This window comes from Massilia cellulosiltytica (assembly GCF_047325105.1).
Classification (GTDB): Bacteria; Pseudomonadota; Gammaproteobacteria; order Burkholderiales; family Burkholderiaceae_D; genus Telluria; species Telluria orientalis.
This window is the reverse complement of record NZ_CP168562.1, coordinates 4,335,421-4,352,089: the sequence shown is the minus strand read 5'-3', so window position 1 is coordinate 4,352,089 and position 16,669 is coordinate 4,335,421. Positions and strand designations below refer to the sequence as shown.

General features: G+C 69.4%; 15 protein-coding genes and 1 pseudogene. 10 read left to right on the top strand and 6 right to left on the bottom strand.

Going from position 1 to position 16,669, the window contains the following annotated elements; genetic code table 11:
- The first annotated feature begins 32 nt into the window (after positions 1–32).
- Together ACEN9H_RS18880 and ACEN9H_RS18875 are read left to right on the top strand one after the other, a co-directional pair.
- Positions 33–1,385: an MFS transporter gene (locus tag ACEN9H_RS18880; protein ID WP_160408875.1), complete on the top strand. Its 1,353-nt coding sequence runs from the start codon at positions 33–35 to the stop codon at positions 1,383–1,385.
- 5 nt (positions 1,386–1,390) lie between these two features.
- A complete protein-coding gene (locus ACEN9H_RS18875) occupies positions 1,391–1,774 on the top strand; it encodes a RidA family protein (protein ID WP_413671642.1) in 384 nt (127 codons plus the stop codon).
- Here ACEN9H_RS18875 and ACEN9H_RS18870 read toward each other — a convergent pair.
- The gene (locus tag ACEN9H_RS18870; protein ID WP_413671641.1) at positions 1,753–3,324 is read right to left on the bottom strand and encodes a class I adenylate-forming enzyme family protein; all 1,572 of its coding nucleotides are present in this window, start codon (positions 3,322–3,324) and stop codon (positions 1,753–1,755) included. The genes ACEN9H_RS18875 and ACEN9H_RS18870 overlap by 22 nt on opposite strands.
- Positions 3,300–4,241 (bottom strand): transcriptional regulator GcvA, encoded by a 942-nt coding sequence (gene gcvA, locus ACEN9H_RS18865; RefSeq protein ID WP_413671640.1) that lies wholly within the window; start codon positions 4,239–4,241, stop codon positions 3,300–3,302. The genes ACEN9H_RS18870 and gcvA overlap by 25 nt, the downstream gene beginning before the upstream one ends.
- 204 nt (positions 4,242–4,445) lie before the next feature.
- Here gcvA and ACEN9H_RS18860 point away from each other — a divergent pair, with 204 nt between their 5' ends.
- From ACEN9H_RS18860 to ACEN9H_RS18830, 7 genes are all read left to right on the top strand, one after another.
- Positions 4,446–5,651, top strand: a complete 1,206-nt coding sequence (locus tag ACEN9H_RS18860) for an NADP-dependent isocitrate dehydrogenase (protein ID WP_413671639.1) — start codon at positions 4,446–4,448, stop codon at positions 5,649–5,651.
- On the top strand, positions 5,648–6,070 hold the full coding sequence (locus ACEN9H_RS18855; protein WP_413671638.1) for a PaaI family thioesterase: 423 nt from the start codon (positions 5,648–5,650) through the stop codon (positions 6,068–6,070). Before ACEN9H_RS18860 ends, ACEN9H_RS18855 begins: the two co-directional genes overlap by 4 nt.
- An 89-nt stretch (positions 6,071–6,159) precedes the next feature.
- The gene (locus tag ACEN9H_RS18850; protein WP_413671637.1) at positions 6,160–7,617 is read left to right on the top strand and encodes a UbiD family decarboxylase; all 1,458 of its coding nucleotides are present in this window, start codon (positions 6,160–6,162) and stop codon (positions 7,615–7,617) included.
- A gap of 7 nt (positions 7,618–7,624) precedes the next feature.
- Entirely contained in the window at positions 7,625–8,077 is a 453-nt protein-coding gene (locus tag ACEN9H_RS18845; RefSeq protein WP_413671636.1) for a CoxG family protein, read from the top strand.
- Positions 8,077–8,682, top strand: coding sequence for a UbiX family flavin prenyltransferase (locus ACEN9H_RS18840; protein ID WP_413675602.1), 606 nt, complete (start codon positions 8,077–8,079; stop codon positions 8,680–8,682). Before ACEN9H_RS18845 ends, ACEN9H_RS18840 begins: the two co-directional genes overlap by 1 nt.
- 73 nt (positions 8,683–8,755) lie before the next feature.
- Positions 8,756–10,132, top strand: a complete 1,377-nt coding sequence (locus ACEN9H_RS18835) for an MFS transporter (RefSeq protein ID WP_160408889.1) — start codon at positions 8,756–8,758, stop codon at positions 10,130–10,132.
- 66 nt (positions 10,133–10,198) lie between these two features.
- Positions 10,199–11,233, top strand: coding sequence for a porin (locus ACEN9H_RS18830; protein WP_413671635.1), 1,035 nt, complete (start codon positions 10,199–10,201; stop codon positions 11,231–11,233).
- Here the strand turns inward: ACEN9H_RS18830 and ACEN9H_RS18825 are convergent.
- A complete protein-coding gene (locus tag ACEN9H_RS18825; protein ID WP_413671634.1) occupies positions 11,230–12,834 on the bottom strand; it encodes a methyl-accepting chemotaxis protein in 1,605 nt (534 codons plus the stop codon). The genes ACEN9H_RS18830 and ACEN9H_RS18825 overlap by 4 nt on opposite strands.
- Before the next feature lie 263 nt (positions 12,835–13,097).
- Between ACEN9H_RS18825 and ACEN9H_RS18820 the strand changes: the two are divergent.
- A pseudogene (locus ACEN9H_RS18820) lies at positions 13,098–13,358 on the top strand (LysR family transcriptional regulator); the annotation flags it as partial.
- A gap of 160 nt (positions 13,359–13,518) precedes the next feature.
- Here ACEN9H_RS18820 and ACEN9H_RS18815 read toward each other — a convergent pair.
- From ACEN9H_RS18815 to ACEN9H_RS18805, 3 genes are read right to left on the bottom strand one after another with little or no spacing between them, the layout of a single operon-like run.
- Entirely contained in the window at positions 13,519–14,904 is a 1,386-nt protein-coding gene (locus tag ACEN9H_RS18815) for an ATP-binding protein (RefSeq protein ID WP_413671633.1), read from the bottom strand.
- Positions 14,880–15,542 carry a response regulator transcription factor gene (locus ACEN9H_RS18810; RefSeq protein WP_160408899.1) on the bottom strand — a complete coding sequence of 221 codons (663 nt, stop codon included), beginning with the start codon at positions 15,540–15,542 and terminating at the stop codon, positions 14,880–14,882. The genes ACEN9H_RS18815 and ACEN9H_RS18810 overlap by 25 nt, the downstream gene beginning before the upstream one ends.
- Positions 15,539–16,642 (bottom strand): glutamate-cysteine ligase family protein, encoded by a 1,104-nt coding sequence (locus ACEN9H_RS18805; RefSeq protein WP_413671632.1) that lies wholly within the window; start codon positions 16,640–16,642, stop codon positions 15,539–15,541. The genes ACEN9H_RS18810 and ACEN9H_RS18805 overlap by 4 nt, the downstream gene beginning before the upstream one ends.
- Between the last annotated feature and the right edge of the window lie 27 nt (positions 16,643–16,669).

Sequence of the window (16,669 nt, the reverse complement as noted above, 5' to 3'; positions counted from 1 at the left end):
CACCGGCGGATAACGACGACAAGGAGACGAACATGCTCAACCGCGTGCAAGGCGCGGCGCAGGCCGGGGCCGGACAGGTCTGGTACCGCGCGATCGACCGCCAGCAGTGGAAGGCGCTGCTGGCGTCCAACCTCGGCTGGTTCTTCGACGGCTACGAGACCTATGCCATGATCCTGACGATCGGCATGGCCCTGGGCCAGCTGCTCGGGCCGGGAACGCACGCCGGCATCCCGTACTACGCCGGCCTCGTGATCGGCCTGACCCTGCTCGGCTGGGGCATCGGCGGCCTGGTCGGCGGCGTGCTGACCGACTACATCGGCCGCAAGAAGATGATGCTGGTGGCGATCCTCGCCTACTCGATCACGACGGGCCTGTCCGCCTTTTCCTGGGACCTGCCGTCGTTCATCGCGCTGCGCTTCGTCGTCGGCCTGGCGATGGGGTCGGAGTGGGCGACCGGCACCGCGATGACGGCCGAGCTGTGGCCGGACCGCCACCGCGGCAAGGGCGCGGGCCTGATGCAGTGCGGCCTGGGCCTGGGTTTCTTCACCGCGTCGTTCGTGTGGCTGTTCATGAGCCATGCGGGCGAGCACGCGTGGCGCTACATGTACCTGGTCGGCGTGCTGCCGGGCCTCGCCACCTTGTGGATGCGCGCCGGGATCCCCGAGTCGGAACAGTGGGAAAAGGTCGACCGCGAACGCCGCGCCGCGCGCGCGCTGGAGCGCAGCGGCGCCCGGCTCGACGACAGCATGCAGGCCCTGACGCGCTTCACCGCGGTCGACCTGCTCAAGCAGCCGGACCTGCGCCGCCGCACGATCATCGCCGTGCTGATGTCGCTGACGACGACGCTCGGCTGGTGGGGCATCTCGACCTGGGTGCCGCCGTACATCGGCGCCGTGGCCGCGGCGCAGGGCGGGTCGGCCCAGACCTGGGCCAGCCTGGCCGGCATGGTCTACAACGTGGGCGCGATCGCGGGCTACATCGGCCTGGGCTTCCTGGCCGACACCTACGGCCGCAAGCCGGTGACGATGCTGTTCTTCGCCATGGCCTTCATCCTGACGCCCGTGCTGTTCCTGTGGACGCACGCGCTGGGGCTGTTGCTGCTGGTGGCGATCGTGACCGGCTTCTTCAGCCTGGGCCAGTACACGTGGATGCCGACCTGGCTGCCGGAACTGTATCCGACCCGCATCCGCGGCACCGCGATCGCGTTCTGCTTCAATGTGCCGCGCTTCCTCGCCTGGGCCGGCCCGCTGACGGCCGGCACGCTGATCACGAAGTTCGGCGGCTACGGCCACGCGGCCGTCACGGTCGGCTGCATCTACCTGCTCGGCCTCGTGCTGACCCCGTTCCTGCCGGAGACGGTGGGCAAACCCCTTCCCAAGGACTGACCGACATGAAAGCGATCTTCACCACCGAGGGCCCGGCGCCGGCCGGCCATTATTCCCAGGCGATCGAGGCCGGCGGCTTCGTGTTCGTGTCCGGCATGCTGCCCGGTCCGGGCGTGGCGACCGACGGTCCGGACAATTTCGAGCGCCAGGTGCGCGCCGCGCTCGAACACTGCCGGCGCGTGCTCGCCGCGGCGGACTGCGGCCTGGACGCCGTGGTCCAGTGCACGGCCTACATCGTCGGCGTCGAGAACTGGCCGGAATTCAACCGGATCTATGCCGACGTGTTCGGCGATCACCGTCCCGCGCGCGCCGTCGTGCCGGTGCCCGAGCTGCACTACGGCTTCCTCGTCGAACTGCAGATGACGGCCTACAAGTCGCCGGCCGCCTGATCCTCGTCCGCGCCCGCCGTGCGGGCGCTCCACCAGCGGCGCCGCAGCGCGTCGCGCACCAGCTTGCCGCGCGCGTTGCGCGGCAGCGCATCCACGATCGACACCGACTTCGGCTGCTTCTCGCGCGGCAGCCGCGCGGCGCACCACGCGAGCAGCGCGTCGACGTCGATGCCGCGGTGCGCATGCGGCACCACGAAGCAGGCGGGCTCCTCGCCATACACGGGATCCGGCACGCCCAGCGCCGCGGCCTCGGCCACGTCCGGATGCGCCAGCAGCACTTCCTCGATTTCCTGCGGCACGATCTTGACGCCGCCGCGGATGATCAGGTCGTCCGTGCGCCCCAGGATGCACACGAAGCCGTCGTCGTCGCGCATGGCCGCGTCGCGCATCGCGAAGGGCGCGCCGCGGATCGGATCGACGCCGCCGTCCGCGCGCAGCAGGCCAAGGGCCAGCTTGGTGCCGGCGACCACGACCTGGCCGGGCTGGTTGGGCGGACAGGGCTGCCCGTCGGCGTCCAGCACGTCGAACGCGATGCGGCGCACCGGCTGGCCCACGGTGCCGACCTTGCGCGCGCCGGCGCGGTTCGCGCACATCCAGCCCGCCTCGGACGAGCCGTACAGGTTCAGGATCCCGACGCCGTACAGCGCCTCGAAGCGCTCCCATTGCGGACGGGCCAGCGGGGCGCTGCTGCACGTCATCGCGCGCACGCCGGCCAGGGTCGCCGGCGGCAGCGGCGCCTCCAGCAGGATGTTGACGACCGCCGGCACGCCGACGCAGACCGTGATCTTCTCGCGGCGCAGCCAGCCGGGCAGGCTGCGCCGCGAAAAGCGCGGCGCCCCGCCCAGGGTCAGGCCGGCGATCAGGCAGGGCATGAGGCTCAGGATCTGGGCCGAGTACCAGTCGAAGGAACGGTACTCGAGCAGGCGGTCGGCGGCCGTCAGGCCGATCGTGTCGATGGTGTCGAGGCCGTTCTGCCAGTAGCAGCCGTGATCGTACAGCAGCAGCTTGGGTTCGCCGCTGGTGCCGGAGGTGCAGCAGATGCTGGCCAGGTCGCCCGGGCCGTTTTCCGGCAGGCCGGCCGGCGCCGGGCCCGTGGCCAGCGACAGTTCGTCCGGCGCCGCGTCCTCGCCCCAGCGGCCGTGGCGCAGGACCGGAAAGCCAGCGAACGGGGACGCGTCGGCGCCGGCCGGCGCGAGCACCAGCGCGGGCTGCAGGATGGCGGCCACCGAGCGCACGACCCCGGCGCCCGAAAATCCGGGATCGAGCGGGCACACGACGGCGCCCAGGCGCCAGGTCGCGATCCACAGCAGCAGTTTGTCGATGCCGTTGGCGCCCGCCAGCAGCACGCGCGCGCCGGGCGCGAGTCCGTGCGCGCGCAGGCGGCCCGCGATGGCGTCGGCCGCATCGGCCAGTTCGCCGAACGCGATGCCGTGCCGGGTCGCGACGTCGACGAGCGCCTGCCGCTGCGGGTCGCGCCGGGCGTGCGCGCGCAGCAGCGCGCCGATCGACTGGAAGGATGGATCGTTCAGGAGACCTTCTGTTCCGGCCATGGGTGTTCTTGCCGGGGACCGGACCCGAGGCGCGCGAGCGCCCAGTCGCGGAACACTTCGACGCGCTTGAGCTTCGCCTTGCCGGACGGGCTCGTGATGAAGTAGGCGGAGCTCGACGGCACGCGCAGCGCGAACGGTTCGACCAGCCGCCCGCTCGCGAGGTCGGCGTCGACCAGCGGCGTGCGGCCGATGGCCACGCCCATGCCGGCCAGCGCCGCTTCGAGCGACGTCAGCTGCAGGTGGAAGACGGCCTCGCCGTCGAATTCGGCGTGCGCCAGGCCGGCCGCCTCGAGCCAGGCCGGCCAGTCGTCCTGGTACATCGAATAGAAATAGGTGCGCACCTGGCGCATGCGCGCGAGGCCCTCTGCCACCGTCGCGAACGGGCCCGCGCGTTCCAGCAGCGCCGGCGCGCACACGGGGAAGAATGCCTCGCTCTGCAGCCGGTCGGCGCGCATCTCGCCCCAGTGCCCGGAACCGTAGCGGATCGCGACGTCGTAGGCGTTGCGCGTAAAAACGTCGAAGCTGCTGCTGGTGTTGAGGTGGACGGTGATGTCCGGATGGGCTTCCTGGAATTCCGGCAGCGCCGGAATCAGGCATTTCACCGCGTACGTGGGCAGGCAGGCGATCGTGAGGACGACCTTCGTTTCGCGCTTGCGCGTGCGGTCGGTCGCGGCCGAGAGCAGGCTGATCGCCTCGTGCACCGAGCGCAGGTACTCGCTCCCCGCCGGCGTCAGCGCGAGGATGTTGCGGCGCCGGACGAACAGCTTGGTGTCCAGGCGTTCCTCGAGCGTGCGGATCTGGTGGCTGATCGCCGTCTGCGTCAGGTGCAGCTCCTGGGCCGCCTTGGTGAAGCTGAGGTGACGGGACGCCGCATCGAATGCAAGCAAACTCTGCAATGAAGGGATATTCGGTCTCATCCTCGCAACTCAAACATGACTGCCAAAGGCGTTTTCATTATACCCGCGTTACTTTGAAGCAGTTTGCACTGGCAATAGGCAATCTGGAAACGAATTTTTTTCATGCCGTCCATTCGAAAACGTCGTTTGCCGGCGCGCGCGGGGCGCGGGCAAGCTGTCCGCAGGGCTCGCATGCCGCGCGCCCGTCAACGGACAGGATGCGGGATGGCGAAGGTGAGGGTGGAACGGCCGCTGGTCGAGATGGAAGGCGACGAGATGGCGCAGGTGATGTGGGCTTGGGTACGCGACCGGCTGGTGCTGCCCTTCGTGGACGTCGGGCTCGTGCGCTTCGACTTGTCGATCGGTCACCGTGCGCGTACGGACGACCGCGTCACGCTCGACGCGGCATCCGCGGCGCGGCGGCACGGCGTGTCGCTGAAGTGCTCGACCATCACACCGGACCGTACCCGCCAGCGCGAACTGGGCCTGGCGCGGGCGCTGCCGTCGCCGAACGGCACCTTGCGCGCGGCGCTCGACGGCGTGATCTTCCGCGAGCCCGTCATCTGCCGCAACGTGGCGCGCCTCGTGCCGCACTGGGCGCAGCCGGTCGTGATCGCGCGCCATGCGTTCGGCGAGCAGTACCGCGCGCAGGAACTGGCGGTGCCGGGGCCGGGCACGGTGCGCCTCGTGTTCGACGGCGCGGACGGCAGCGAGTCGCGCGACCTGTACCGCTTCGACGGCCCGGGCGTGGCGCTCGCGCTGTTCAATATCGACGCTTCGATCCGCGGGTTCGCGCGCGCCTGCTTCCATTACGGCCTGCAGCGCCGCATGCCCGTGTATTTCTCGCACAAGGCGACGGTGCTGAAACAGTACGACGGCCGCTTCGTCGACCTGTTCGCCGAGGAATTCGAAGCGTTCGCGCCGGCGTTCGCCGAAGCGGGTCTCGTGTACGCGCCGCGCCTGATCGACGACATGGCCGCGTTCAGCGTGAAGAGCGGCGGCGGCTACCTGTGGGCGTGCAAGAACTACGACGGCGACGTCCAGGCCGACTACATGGCGCAAGGCTACGGCTCGCCGGGCCTGATGACGTCCGTGCTGATGTCGCCCGATGGCCGGCTGGTGCAGACCGAGACCGCGCACGGCACCGTGCGCCGCCATTACGACCGCTGGCGCGCCGGCGCGCCGGTGCTGGCCAATCCGCTCGCCACCATCCATGCGTGGAGCCGCGCGCTGTGGCACCGCGCGCGCCTGGACGGCACGCCGGACGTCGCGCACTTCGCCGAGACCCTGGAACGGGCGGCGGCGGACCTGGTGGACGAGGGCGTGCTGACGCCCGACCTGGCGCCGCTGGCGGCCACGCGCCGCGCGCCGGTGGACACGGCCGGCTTCATCGACGCGGTGGCGGCGCGGCTGGCGGGGGCGCTGCGATGAACGGCGCGGCATACGGGCCGGGCACGCCGATGTTCGAACCCGGGAATCCCTTCCTCGACCTGCTGGGCGCGCGCCGCACCGGGTGGCGCGACGGCTTCGCGCAGTTCGAAGTCGACATCGTCCCCGCGCTGCTGAACCGCCAGGGCGTGCTGCACGGCGGCGTGATCGCCACCCTGCTCGACGCGGCCTGCGGCTACGCGGGCCTGTACGCGCCGGACCACGCGCAGCCGCTGCACGGGCTGACGCTGTCGCTGACGTGCAGCTTCCTCGACCGCGGCAAGGGCGAACGCATCGCGGCGCGCGGCTGGATCGAGCGGCGCGGCGGCGGCATCTATTTTTCGCGCGGCGAGTTGTGGGTGGACGAGCGCACCCTCGTCGCCACCGCGCAGGGCACCTTCAAATACACGCGGCCGGCATGAAGGATTCTCATGCCAGGCATGAACCACCATCGTTTGCGCCGCCGCCGCGGCCGGCGCAATCTACAGGCTCAACAATCAAGGAGATGGATGTGACGAACAAGACACCCGACGCGCTCGACCTGCGTCCCTGGATCGAGGAAGTGCGCGCGCTGGGCGAGCTGGTCGAGGTCGACGGCGCCGACTGGAACCTCGAACTGGGCGCGATCAGCGAATTGAACGTGAAGCGCGCCCGCCCGCCGGCGCTGCTGTTCGACCGGATCCCCGGCTACGCCGACGGCTTCCGGGTCATGACGTGCAGCACCAGCAGCCCCGCGCGCCTGTCGTCGATCCTGCGCCTCGGTCACCACGACACCCACGCGGGCCTCGTGCAGGCGCTGCGCGGCAAGCCGCGCCAGTGGCAGACCCAGGCCGCGGACTACGAGCCCGTGGACGTCGGCACCGGTCCGGTGTTCGAGAACGTGGCGAGCGGCGCCGACGTCGACGTCGAAGCCTTCCCGGCGCCGCTGTGGCACGAGAAGGACGGCGGCCGCTACATCGGCACCGGCTGCATGGTCGTGACGCGCGATCTCGATTCGGACTGGGTCAACGTCGGCACCTACCGCGTCATGATCCACGACCGCAACCACGTGGGCCTCGACATGATTCCAGGCAAGCACGGCGCGATCCAGTACGACAAGCACATGAAGGCCGGCAAGCCGTTCCCCGTCGCGATCGTGATCGGCTGCGATCCGCTCGGCTACCTGATTTCCGGCATCGAGGTGCCGTTCGGGATGTGCGAACTGAATTACATCGGCGCGATCCTGCAGCGTCCCGTGTCGGTGGTGAAGGGCCAGCTGACCGGCCTGCCGATCCCGAGCGGCGCGGAGATCGTACTCGAAGGCTGGGCCCATCCGGGCGACGAGCGCATCGAAGGCCCGTTCGGCGAATTCCACGGCTACTACCCGGGCAAGCCCGCGACCGCGCCGGTGGTCACGATCGAGCGCGTCTACTACCGCGACAATCCGATCATCATGGGCAGCCCGCCGGCCAAGCCGCCCAACGATTATTCGTACTCGAAGGCCGTGATGCGCTCGGCGCTGCTGATCGACGCGCTGCAGGCGGCCGGCGTGCCCGACGTCGCCGGCGTGTGGGCCCACGAGATCGGCGGCGCGCGCATGTTCAACGTCGTATCGATCCGCCAGCGCTACGCCGGCCACGCGCGCCAGGCCGGCCACATCCTCAACCAGTGCGGCGTGGGCGCCTACATGTCGCGCTACACGATCGTGGTCGACGACGACATCGATCCGTCGAACATGCAGGAAGTGATGTGGGCAGTGGCCACGCGTTCCGATCCGGAGCTGGACATCGACATCATCAAGCGCGGCATGGGCTCGAAGAACGACCCGATGTCGATCGCGTACCCGTACAAGGCGCCGTTCAACTCGAAGGCGATCATCGACGCCTGCCGCCCCTACGATTTCATCGACGAATTCCCGGAAGTGGCGGAAGCGAGCAAGGAACTGCAGCAGGCCACGCTGGCCAAGTGGCACCACATCCTCGACAAGTGAGAACGACATGGAACTGACCGACGAAATCATCCTGCCGCTGCCGCGCGACACCGTATGGGCGGCCCTGAACGATCCGCGCATCCTGCAGGCCGCCGTGCCCGGCTGCGAAACGTTCGACCCCGACGGCGACGACAGCTACAAGGTGGTCCTGGCCGCCAGCGTGGGCCCCATCAAGGCGCGCTTCGCCGGCCGCATGACCTTGCGCGACCGGCGCCCGCCCGACGGCTATGCGCTGAGCTTCGAGGGCAGCGGCGGCGCCGCCGGCAATGCCAAGGGCAGCGCCGACGTGCAGCTGTACGTGGAAGGCGACGGCACGCGCCTCGTCTACCGCTCGGAAGCCCAGGTGGCGGGACGCCTGGCCCAGGTGGGCGCGCGCCTGATCGACGGCGTGGCGCGCAAGATGGCCGCCGCCTTCTTCAAGCGCTTCACCGACGCGCTGCTGAACGAGCAGGCCGCATGATGGGGGCGGCCGGCGAGGCGCGCCGCCGCATCGTGGTCGGCATCAGCGGGGCATCCGGCGCCGTGTACGGCGTGCGCCTGTTGCACCTGCTGCGCCGGGCCGGCGTCGAATCGCACCTGGTCGTGAGCCGCTCGGCGCAGGTGACGCTGGCGCAGGAACTCGACATGGGACTCGATGACCTGCGGCCGCTGGCGGACGCGTTCTACCCGAACGCCGACATCGGCGCCGCCATCTCGAGCGGCTCGTTCCGCGTCGACGGCATGGTGATCGCGCCGTGCTCGATCAAGACGCTGTCCGAGGTGGCGACAGGCTGCACCGGTTCGCTGCTGTCGCGCGCGGCGGACGTGATGCTGAAGGAGCGCCGGCGCCTCGTGATGATGGTGCGCGAGACGCCGCTGCACGCCGGCCATATCCGCAGCCTGGCCACGGTGACCGACGCGGGCGCGATCGTGTATCCGCCCGTGCCCGCGTTCTACGCCAGGCCGGCCACCATCGAGGAGATGGTCGACCATACATTGGGCCGCGTGCTCGACCTGTTCGGCATCGAGACCGGCGCCGTGAAGCGCTGGGAAGGCATCGCCGAGGCCATGCGCACGCCCGACTGAAAGCGGTACCGGCTCGCCGCGCCGAACCATCGCGGCGCAACGACAAGACAGACATTAACCGGAGGAGAGCAGCATGCAGGATAGTTTGCAGGGCAACACACGCCTGGTCGAAGACAGGACGGAGGCGGACGATCTGTTGCGCCGGATCGAGAGCGTACCGTTCTCGGGCTGGCACGCGCGGGCCCGGGTCATCGTCGGCAGCGCGACGTTCTTCGATGCGTTCGACGCGCTGGCGCTGGCGTTCGTGCTGCCGGTGCTGATTTCGATCTGGCACATCGCGCCGGTGCAGATCGGCATCCTGATCGGCGCGAGCTACGTGGGCCAGCTGATCGGCGCGCTGTACTTCGGCTGGCTGGCCGAGCGCATCGGCAGGATCAGGAGCGCCACCTGGGCCATCGCCATCATGTCGGTGATGAGCCTCGGGTGCGCGCTCAGCGGCAACTTCAACGTGCTGCTGGTGTGCCGCTTCATCCAGGGCATCGGCGTCGGCGGCGAGATGCCGGTGGCCGCCACCTACATCAACGAGCTGTCGAACGCCCACGGGCGCGGCAAGTACTTCATGTTGTACGAGATGATCTTCCCGGTGGGCCTGATGGCGGCGGGGCAGCTGGGCGCCGTGCTGGTGCCGTCGGTGGGCTGGGAGACGATGTTCTACGTCGGCGCGGTGCCGGGCCTGGTGGTCGCATGGCTGGTGGCGCGCCTGCCGGAATCGCCGCGCTGGCTGATTTCCCGGGGCCGCCTGGCCGAGGCCGAGGCCGTGGTGCGCGCCATGGAAGCGAGCACGCCGCGCCGCAACCCGCCGCGCACCGCCGCGACCAGGCCGGCGCCGGCCGGCCAGCGCCGCCTGGGCGAGCTGCTGTCCCCGTTCTACCGCAAGCGCACGCTGATCGTATGGGTGCTGTGGGCGGCGGCCTTCTTCGTGTCGAACAGCCTGAACAACTGGCTGCCGACGCTGTACAAGACCGTGTACCACCTGCCGCTGAAAGATGCGCTGCGCGCCGCATCGTACACGAACATCGCCCAGGTCGTGCTGCTGCTGGGCTGCGCCTTCGTGATCGACCGCATCGGGCGGCGCAACTGGACCGTCACCGCGTTCTGCGCCGGCGCCGTCATGCTGGCCGGGCTGGGCTTCTATGGCGCGCACAGCGTCGACAGCGTGATGGTGTTCGCCACGCTGAGCTACGGCGTCATCGGCTCGACGGCCGCCGTGCTCTACCTGTACACGCCCGAGGTGTATCCGACCCGGATGCGCGCGGCCGGCACCGGCATCGCGACGTCCTGGCTGCGCCTCGCGTCGGCGGTCGGCCCGTCGCTGGTCGGCATGCTGGTGCATTCCGGTGGCGTCAACGCCGTGTTCCTGCTGTTCGCCGGCGTCAGCGTGGTCGGCGCCGTTGCCGCCCTCGGCATGATCGAGACGCGCGGCCGCAGCCTCGAAGAGATCGCGCCCTAGGCGCCGCAGTATCCCCAACAGCGCCCCGCAGTGGGCGCGATGACCATACCAAAAGGAGACACGAGCATGAGAACTCGACGCATCGTCACGTCCATGGCCGCCGCCATGGCGCTGGCGCCCTGGTGCACGCAGGTGCAGGCGCAATCCACGTCGGTCCAGTTTTATGGATTGATCGGCAGTTATGTCGGCACCACCAAGGTGAGCGGGGCGCCATCGTCGACCACCGTGGTCAACGGCGGCGGCCTGACGACCTCCTTCTTCGGCTTCCGGGGCGAGGAAAACCTGGGAGGCGGCACCAGCGCCTTCTTCACGCTGGAAAGCTTCTTCCAGCCCGACAGCGGCATGTACGGCCGCACCCCGGTCGATCCGCTGTTCTCGCGCAATGCCTTCGTCGGGCTGAAGGGCCGGTACGGCAAGATCAGCATCGGGCGCCACATGACGCCCACCTACATCAGCATGCAGGCGGTGAATCCGTTCGGCGGCTCGGTGCAGTTCTCGCCGCTCGTCGTGCAGAGCTACATCCCGGCGTTCAACAACGCCGTGCTGGGCGACAGCGTGTGGAACAACACCGTCCAGTACAGCACCCCGTCGTTCGGCGGCCTGGTGGGCACGCTCGACTACGCGCCGGGCGAAACGGCCAGCCGCTCCGGCGTCGCCAACACCGGTGTGCACCTGCGCTACGACGCCGGGCCGCTGACGGCGGTGGCGTCGGGGCAGCGGGTCCGCCTGCTGTCGACCGCGACGGTGCCCGTGCTGACCGAGCAAAAGGCATGGCTGGCCGGTTTCGCCTACGATTTCCTGGCCGTGAAGGTGTACGCCGCGGCCGTGGGGACCGAGACGTACGGCACACCGACCTCGACCCGCACCTGGTCGCTCGGCGCGACCATGCCGCTGGGGCGGGGATACCGGCTCATCACCGCGTACGCCCACACCGACCGCGACACGCCGAAGCTGGCCAGCACCGACCGCCGGACCGGCACCTTGTGCCTGGACTATTCGCTGTCCAAGCGCACCGACCTGTTCCTGGCGGCGATGAACGACAAGCGCAGCGGGGCCGGTTCCGGCACCTCGACCGCGCTCGGGATACGTCACACGTTCTAGGCGGCCTGGTAGCCGAGGCGCGCGCGGGCGGAGGTGGGCGCCGGCGCGGCCCTGGCATCGAGGTGGAACAGGCTGACCACTTCGGCCAGCCTGTCGGCCTGGTCGCGCAGCGCGGTGGCGGCCGCCGCCGATTCCTCGACGAGGGCGGCATTGTGCTGCGTGGACGAATCCATGTCGGCGATGGCTTTGTTGACCTGTTCGATGCCGGTGCTCTGCTCGCCGCTGGCGCTGGCGATCTCGGCCACGATGTCGCTCACCTTGCGGATGCTGTCGACCACTTCGCTCATCGTCATGCCGGCCTGGTCGACCAGCTTCGTGCCGTCCTCGACCTTGCTGACGGAATCGACGATCAGCGCCTTGATCTCTTTCGCCGCGGCGGCCGAGCGCTGGGCCAGCGTGCGCACCTCGCCCGCCACGACGGCGAAGCCGCGGCCCTGTTCGCCGGCGCGCGCCGCTTCGACGGCCGCGTTCAGCGCGAGGATGTTGGTCTGGAACGCGATGCCGTCGATGACCGAAATGATGTCGACGATCTTCTTGGACGAATCGTTGATCGCGCCCATGGTCTGCACGACCTGGTCGACGACGGCGCCGCCCTGCGTGGCGATTTCCGACGCGGCGATCGACAGCTGGCTCGCCTGGCGCGCATTGTCCGCGTTCTGGCGCACGGTGCCCGTCAGTTCCTCGACCGTGCTGGCCGTCGTGCCGAGCGAGCCGGCCTGCTGTTCGGTGCGCGAGGACAGGTCCATGTTGCCCGCCGAGATTTCGGCCGATGCCGTCGCGATGGTATCGGTGCCGCTGCGCACCTGGCTGACGATGCCCACGAGGCTGTCGTTCATGTGGCGCAGGGCGCGCAGCAGGGCGCCCGTCTCGCACGTGCCGCTCGCGTCGATGTGCTGGGTGAGGTCGCCGCCGGCCACTTTCTCGGCCACGTCGACGGCCTGGCGGATCGGGTGGACGATCGTATTGGCCAGCAGCCACGCGCAGACGGCGCCGAACAGCAGGGCGGCACCGGCCACCGCGCCGATCAGGCGCTCGCTGTCACGGTTGGCGTCGTCGATGCCCTTGGCGATGGCGTCGATGCGGTCCTGCTGCATCTTGAGCAGTTCCGCCTGCCGGGCTTCATACGTCACCGACAGCGGCATGAATTCCTCGTTGAGGACGCGGAGGGCGCCGTCGACATCGCCGTCGGCGCGCGCCTTGACGGCCTTTTCCTTGGCGACCGTATAGGCCTTGCGTATGTCGACGATGCTCTTGAACAGCGTGCGTTCCGTGTCGCCTTCCAGCAGCGGTTCGATCTGCTTGATCAACGCGTTGCCGCGCGCGGCCGTCTGGACGGTGTCGGCCTTGAAGAACTCGACCAGGCTGGGGTCCGAGCTTTTCACGACCGCGGCCGTGCGGCGGATCGCGCCGAACGTCTGCGTATGCCAGTCCGCGATCATGCGCTCCTTGGCCAGCGGAACGGTCATCAGCGCGTGCGTCGCGTCGGCGATCGCATGCATGCGCCAGATGGCGGTCGCGGCGATGACGAGGGTCAGGCCCAGCACGAGGGCGAACCCCGCGGCCAGGCGCTTCGCAATGTTGAGGTTGGCGAAAATGCGCATCGGTTTGTCTCTCTTGAAATGTTGTCGTTTTCTCTGAGGCGGCGCCGCACACGATGGTCCGTCTGCTGCGGATTTTCCGTATGGACGACTATTTATAGTTGCTTTACGGCAGCGACATCAACCAGATTCGCGGTTATTTTCACGAACCGTTGTCGGCGGGTGACAGCGTTCGCGTTTGGCGAACGGGCGTTGCGAACGTGGTTATCCTGGTCCGACCGGCCGGCGTTCCTGGCCACGCCTTCCCGCGCAGTGCGCATGACAACTTGAACAATATTCTGAGACGGCTGGACCTGACGACGCTCCAGCTTTTCCTGGCGATCCGGTAAGAAGGGGCGCTGACCCACGCGCGGCGCATCCTGCTCAGCGTCGACAAGATCGGGGAGGAACTCGCCGAGCATGCCCAGGGGCTGCGCGGCTACGTGCGCATGGTCGCCAACCTGTCGGCCATCGTGGCGTTTTTGCCGGAAGACCTGCGCGCCTTCCTCGCGCAGCACGAACAGATCAGGCTCGACCTGGACGCACGACGTGTTCCTCGCCATCGGCCGGCCGCTCGGCCTGACCGCCGTGGAGATCGACAAGCCGTGGGCGGTGCGCGAACTGCGCATGCGTCGGGCGCCAGTCGTGGCGCCATCTATCGCCATGTTCAGGACAAGCATGCATCGTATGAGGCGCTCGCCGAGCGGATCATGGCGAAGGCATGGCACGTCGAGGACCCGCCTGGCCATGCACACCGGCGGGGAAGACGACGCGGACCCGCAGTCCCCGCTCGCCGTCCGGCCGGTCGAGCAGGGAGATGGTCGCACCGATCCGGTCGACGATCGACGCCGTGATCGCGAGTCCCAGGCCCGAACCGATCTCGCCGCTGCCGAGCACGCGGTAGAACGGATCGAACACGCGCTCGCGCTCGGCGGGGACGATGCCCGGTCCCGTGTCGTCGACGTCGAGCACGATGCGGTCGCTCGCGGCGGTCACGCCGATGTCGACGCGTCCGCCTTCCGGCGTGTAGCGTATCGCATTGTCGACGAGATTCTTGACGAGGATCCGGATGTCCATGGCGCGCCCCGTAACCGACGCATCGGCATCGCCCACCATCCCGAGATCGATCGCCTTGGCCTCCGCCAGCGGCACGAGGTCCTCGAAGGCTTCCTGGATCGCCTTCTGCAACGGTACCTGCGTCAATGGCTCGCCGCCGCCCTCCTGGGCGCGTGCCAGCGTCAGCAACTGGTCGAGCAGGATGCGCGTGCGTGCCAGGCCTGCCGACAGGGTATCGAGCCGGGCGCGCGCCTCGCGCGGCATCTCGGTCGCCGCCAGGCGCTCCGCCTGCAGCGACATGGCCGTCATCGGCGAACGCAGTTCATGCGCCGCGTCCGCGATGAAGCGCCGCTGCAGCGCCAGTGCGCGCGCGGTGCGGGCGATCAGCTTGTTGATCTCGCTGACGAAGGGCCACACCTCGGACGGGAGCGGCGTCCTGTCCAGTTCGCGCAAGTCGTGGCCGCGGCGCTTGCCGAGCTGTACGGCCAGCCTTTGCAGGGGCAGGAACATCGTACGCACCAGCAGCGCCGTCAGCAGGATGAGGACCGGACCGAGGAACAGGATGGGCATCACGGTGCGCAGGGCGCTCGAGCGGGCCGCGGCGTCGCGGACCGCCGTCTGCTGCGCGACGGCGACGCGTACACCTTTCAGGTTGGTGCGGACGAAGACGCGCCATGTTTCGTCGCCGATGGCAACCGTCTGCAATCCGTCGGGCAGGGACGGGCCGAAACGCGGGGGCCTTTCCGGTTCGGGAATGCGGGTGCCGGGCGCGTCGATGAAACGCACGATCAGGCGCGCGTCGAAATCGACGTCGCCGACCTTTTCGCGCGCCATCGGCGATGTCGGCACGGCGTCCAGTCTGCTGATGAGGTAGCCGACCTGGCGCAGCTGCGTGTCCTGGCCGCGGTGCGCCTCGGCGGTGGCGGCCATGTAGGAATAGAGGCCGGCGCCGACGGCGCCGACCAGGATGGCCGCCGAGATCCACAGCGACAGCCTGAAGCGCAACGACGCCGTCAACGGCCCTTCGCGACCATCCATCCGACGCCCCGGACGTTCTTGATGATGTCGCTGCCCAGCTTCTTGCGGATCGAATGGATCAGGAACTCGATCGCGTTGCTCTCGATCTCTTCGTTCCAGCCGTAGACCCTGTGTTCGAGTTCCAGGCGGGAGAGGATGGCCCCTGGCCGTACGAGCAGGGCCTGCAGCAGCGGGAATTCGCGTGCCGTCAGGCGCACGGTCGTCGTGCCGGCGCGCGCCTCGTGGGTCGCGGGATCGAGTTCGACGATGCCGTTGCCCAGCACGGTGCTGCCCGTACCCTCGGCGCGGCGGCTCAGCGCGCGCATGCGCGCCAGCAGTTCGTTCATCGCGAATGGCTTGACGAGATAGTCGTCCGCGCCGCCGTCGAGGCCCGCCACGCGGTCTTCCGTCGCTTCCCGCGCCGTCAGCAGCAGCACCGGCACGCCGTTGTGCGCCGCGCGGATGCGGCGCAGCACGTCCATGCCGTCCATGCGGGGCAGGTTCAGGTCCAGCAGGACCAGCGCGTACTCATGCACCAGCAGCGCCGTCAGCGCGGCTTCGCCGTCGCATACCCAGTCGGCCGCGTAGCTCGCGTCGCGCAGCGCATGTTGCACGACGGTGCCGATCATGGGATCGTCTTCCACCAGCAATACTCTCATTGTTCCACTTTCCATCCGGGCAGCACCGGGCTGTCGAACATCGCGCTCGCCAGCCGCGCCAGGTCGTCCGGCCGGGCGCCGGCGGCCATGTGCGCGGTCAGCCAGCCTGCCTGTCCACCATTATGCAGCAGCTCATCGATCAAGACGCACGCGGCCGGGAAGTCCGGATCGTCCGAGCGTGCCGCCAGGCGGGCGAGGTCGTTTCGCACCACGTGGGCGATGCTGTGTTTCTTCCGCGTGCACGGGTCGATCCACTCGCCCAGCACGCCCCGCCGCGTGGCGTTGAAGCGGTTCCATGGATACACGTCGGCGGCCCGCCGGCAGGGCCAGCTGCCGGGGCGTTCCGCGACTTCGACGCACAACTCGCGCGCGTAGCAGGCGAGGGCAGCGGCATAGGCCGGATGCAAGGGCGCGTCGAGCGCGCAAAGCTCGACCGCCCCGTGTCCGGGATCCGGACGGACGTCCCAGTCGACGTCCTCGACGCGCGCGGCGAGGCCGTATTCCGCGAGGCGCGCGACATGCTGCACGACGTCCTGCCAGCTGCGCAGCGCGGGCGGCATGATGCCGCTGCCCTGGAACGTCGCGGCCACGTTGTTGCGTGCGCTGCAAAAGCCCGAGTCCTGCCCGCGCCAGTACGGCGAGCTTGCGGACAGCGCGATGAACAGTGGCGCGCGCTGGTTCAGCCAGGCGCCGATGCGCACCGCCTCGTCGGCGCCCGGCGCACCGATCTGGACGTGCATGCCGAAGCCCGCGGCATGGTTGCGTTGCCGGCCGCCCGTCCGGACCGGATGGGAGCCGCCGCCCGCGACCGCGGCCCCGGCCGAGCGGGCGGCCCGCCGCACGCGGCACCGCATGTCTTCGAGCGCGTCCGCCAGCGCGCAGTAGCCGTCCAGCGCCGAGGTGGCCACGTCGAGTGTCGCCGCGTCGCTTTCCGGGGTGGCCGCCCAGGCCGCGTCCTGCCCGCCCAGCCGGAACGCGATGGCGGGGGCCGCGGGATGCAGATCGTACGTCTCGTGGTCGAGCACCATCCACTCGAGTCCGATCCTCATGCTGCCCGGCCGCGCGGCGGCGAAGCGCTGCGGCGGGATCCATCCAACCATGTTCGACTTCCTTCCCCGATCGCGTGA

What these genes read in the sequence shown, in the direction of transcription:
- ACEN9H_RS18805 (WP_413671632.1), bottom strand. Translation starts at nt 16,642, where the DNA reads ATGGTTGGATGGATCCCGCCGCAGCGCTTCGCCGCCGCGCGGCCGGGC.
- ACEN9H_RS18825 (WP_413671634.1), bottom strand. Translation starts at nt 12,834, where the DNA reads ATGCGCATTTTCGCCAACCTCAACATTGCGAAGCGCCTGGCCGCGGGG.
- ACEN9H_RS18880 (WP_160408875.1), top strand. Translation starts at nt 33, where the DNA reads ATGCTCAACCGCGTGCAAGGCGCGGCGCAGGCCGGGGCCGGACAGGTC.
- ACEN9H_RS18855 (WP_413671638.1), top strand. Translation starts at nt 5,648, where the DNA reads ATGAACGGCGCGGCATACGGGCCGGGCACGCCGATGTTCGAACCCGGG.
- ACEN9H_RS18835 (WP_160408889.1), top strand. Translation starts at nt 8,756, where the DNA reads ATGCAGGATAGTTTGCAGGGCAACACACGCCTGGTCGAAGACAGGACG.
- gcvA (WP_413671640.1), bottom strand. Translation starts at nt 4,241, where the DNA reads ATGAGACCGAATATCCCTTCATTGCAGAGTTTGCTTGCATTCGATGCG.
- ACEN9H_RS18860 (WP_413671639.1), top strand. Translation starts at nt 4,446, where the DNA reads ATGGCGAAGGTGAGGGTGGAACGGCCGCTGGTCGAGATGGAAGGCGAC.
- ACEN9H_RS18870 (WP_413671641.1), bottom strand. Translation starts at nt 3,324, where the DNA reads ATGGCCGGAACAGAAGGTCTCCTGAACGATCCATCCTTCCAGTCGATC.
- ACEN9H_RS18845 (WP_413671636.1), top strand. Translation starts at nt 7,625, where the DNA reads ATGGAACTGACCGACGAAATCATCCTGCCGCTGCCGCGCGACACCGTA.
- ACEN9H_RS18815 (WP_413671633.1), bottom strand. Translation starts at nt 14,904, where the DNA reads ATGGATGGTCGCGAAGGGCCGTTGACGGCGTCGTTGCGCTTCAGGCTG.
- ACEN9H_RS18810 (WP_160408899.1), bottom strand. Translation starts at nt 15,542, where the DNA reads ATGAGAGTATTGCTGGTGGAAGACGATCCCATGATCGGCACCGTCGTG.
- ACEN9H_RS18840 (WP_413675602.1), top strand. Translation starts at nt 8,077, where the DNA reads ATGGGGGCGGCCGGCGAGGCGCGCCGCCGCATCGTGGTCGGCATCAGC.
- ACEN9H_RS18875 (WP_413671642.1), top strand. Translation starts at nt 1,391, where the DNA reads ATGAAAGCGATCTTCACCACCGAGGGCCCGGCGCCGGCCGGCCATTAT.
- ACEN9H_RS18830 (WP_413671635.1), top strand. Translation starts at nt 10,199, where the DNA reads ATGAGAACTCGACGCATCGTCACGTCCATGGCCGCCGCCATGGCGCTG.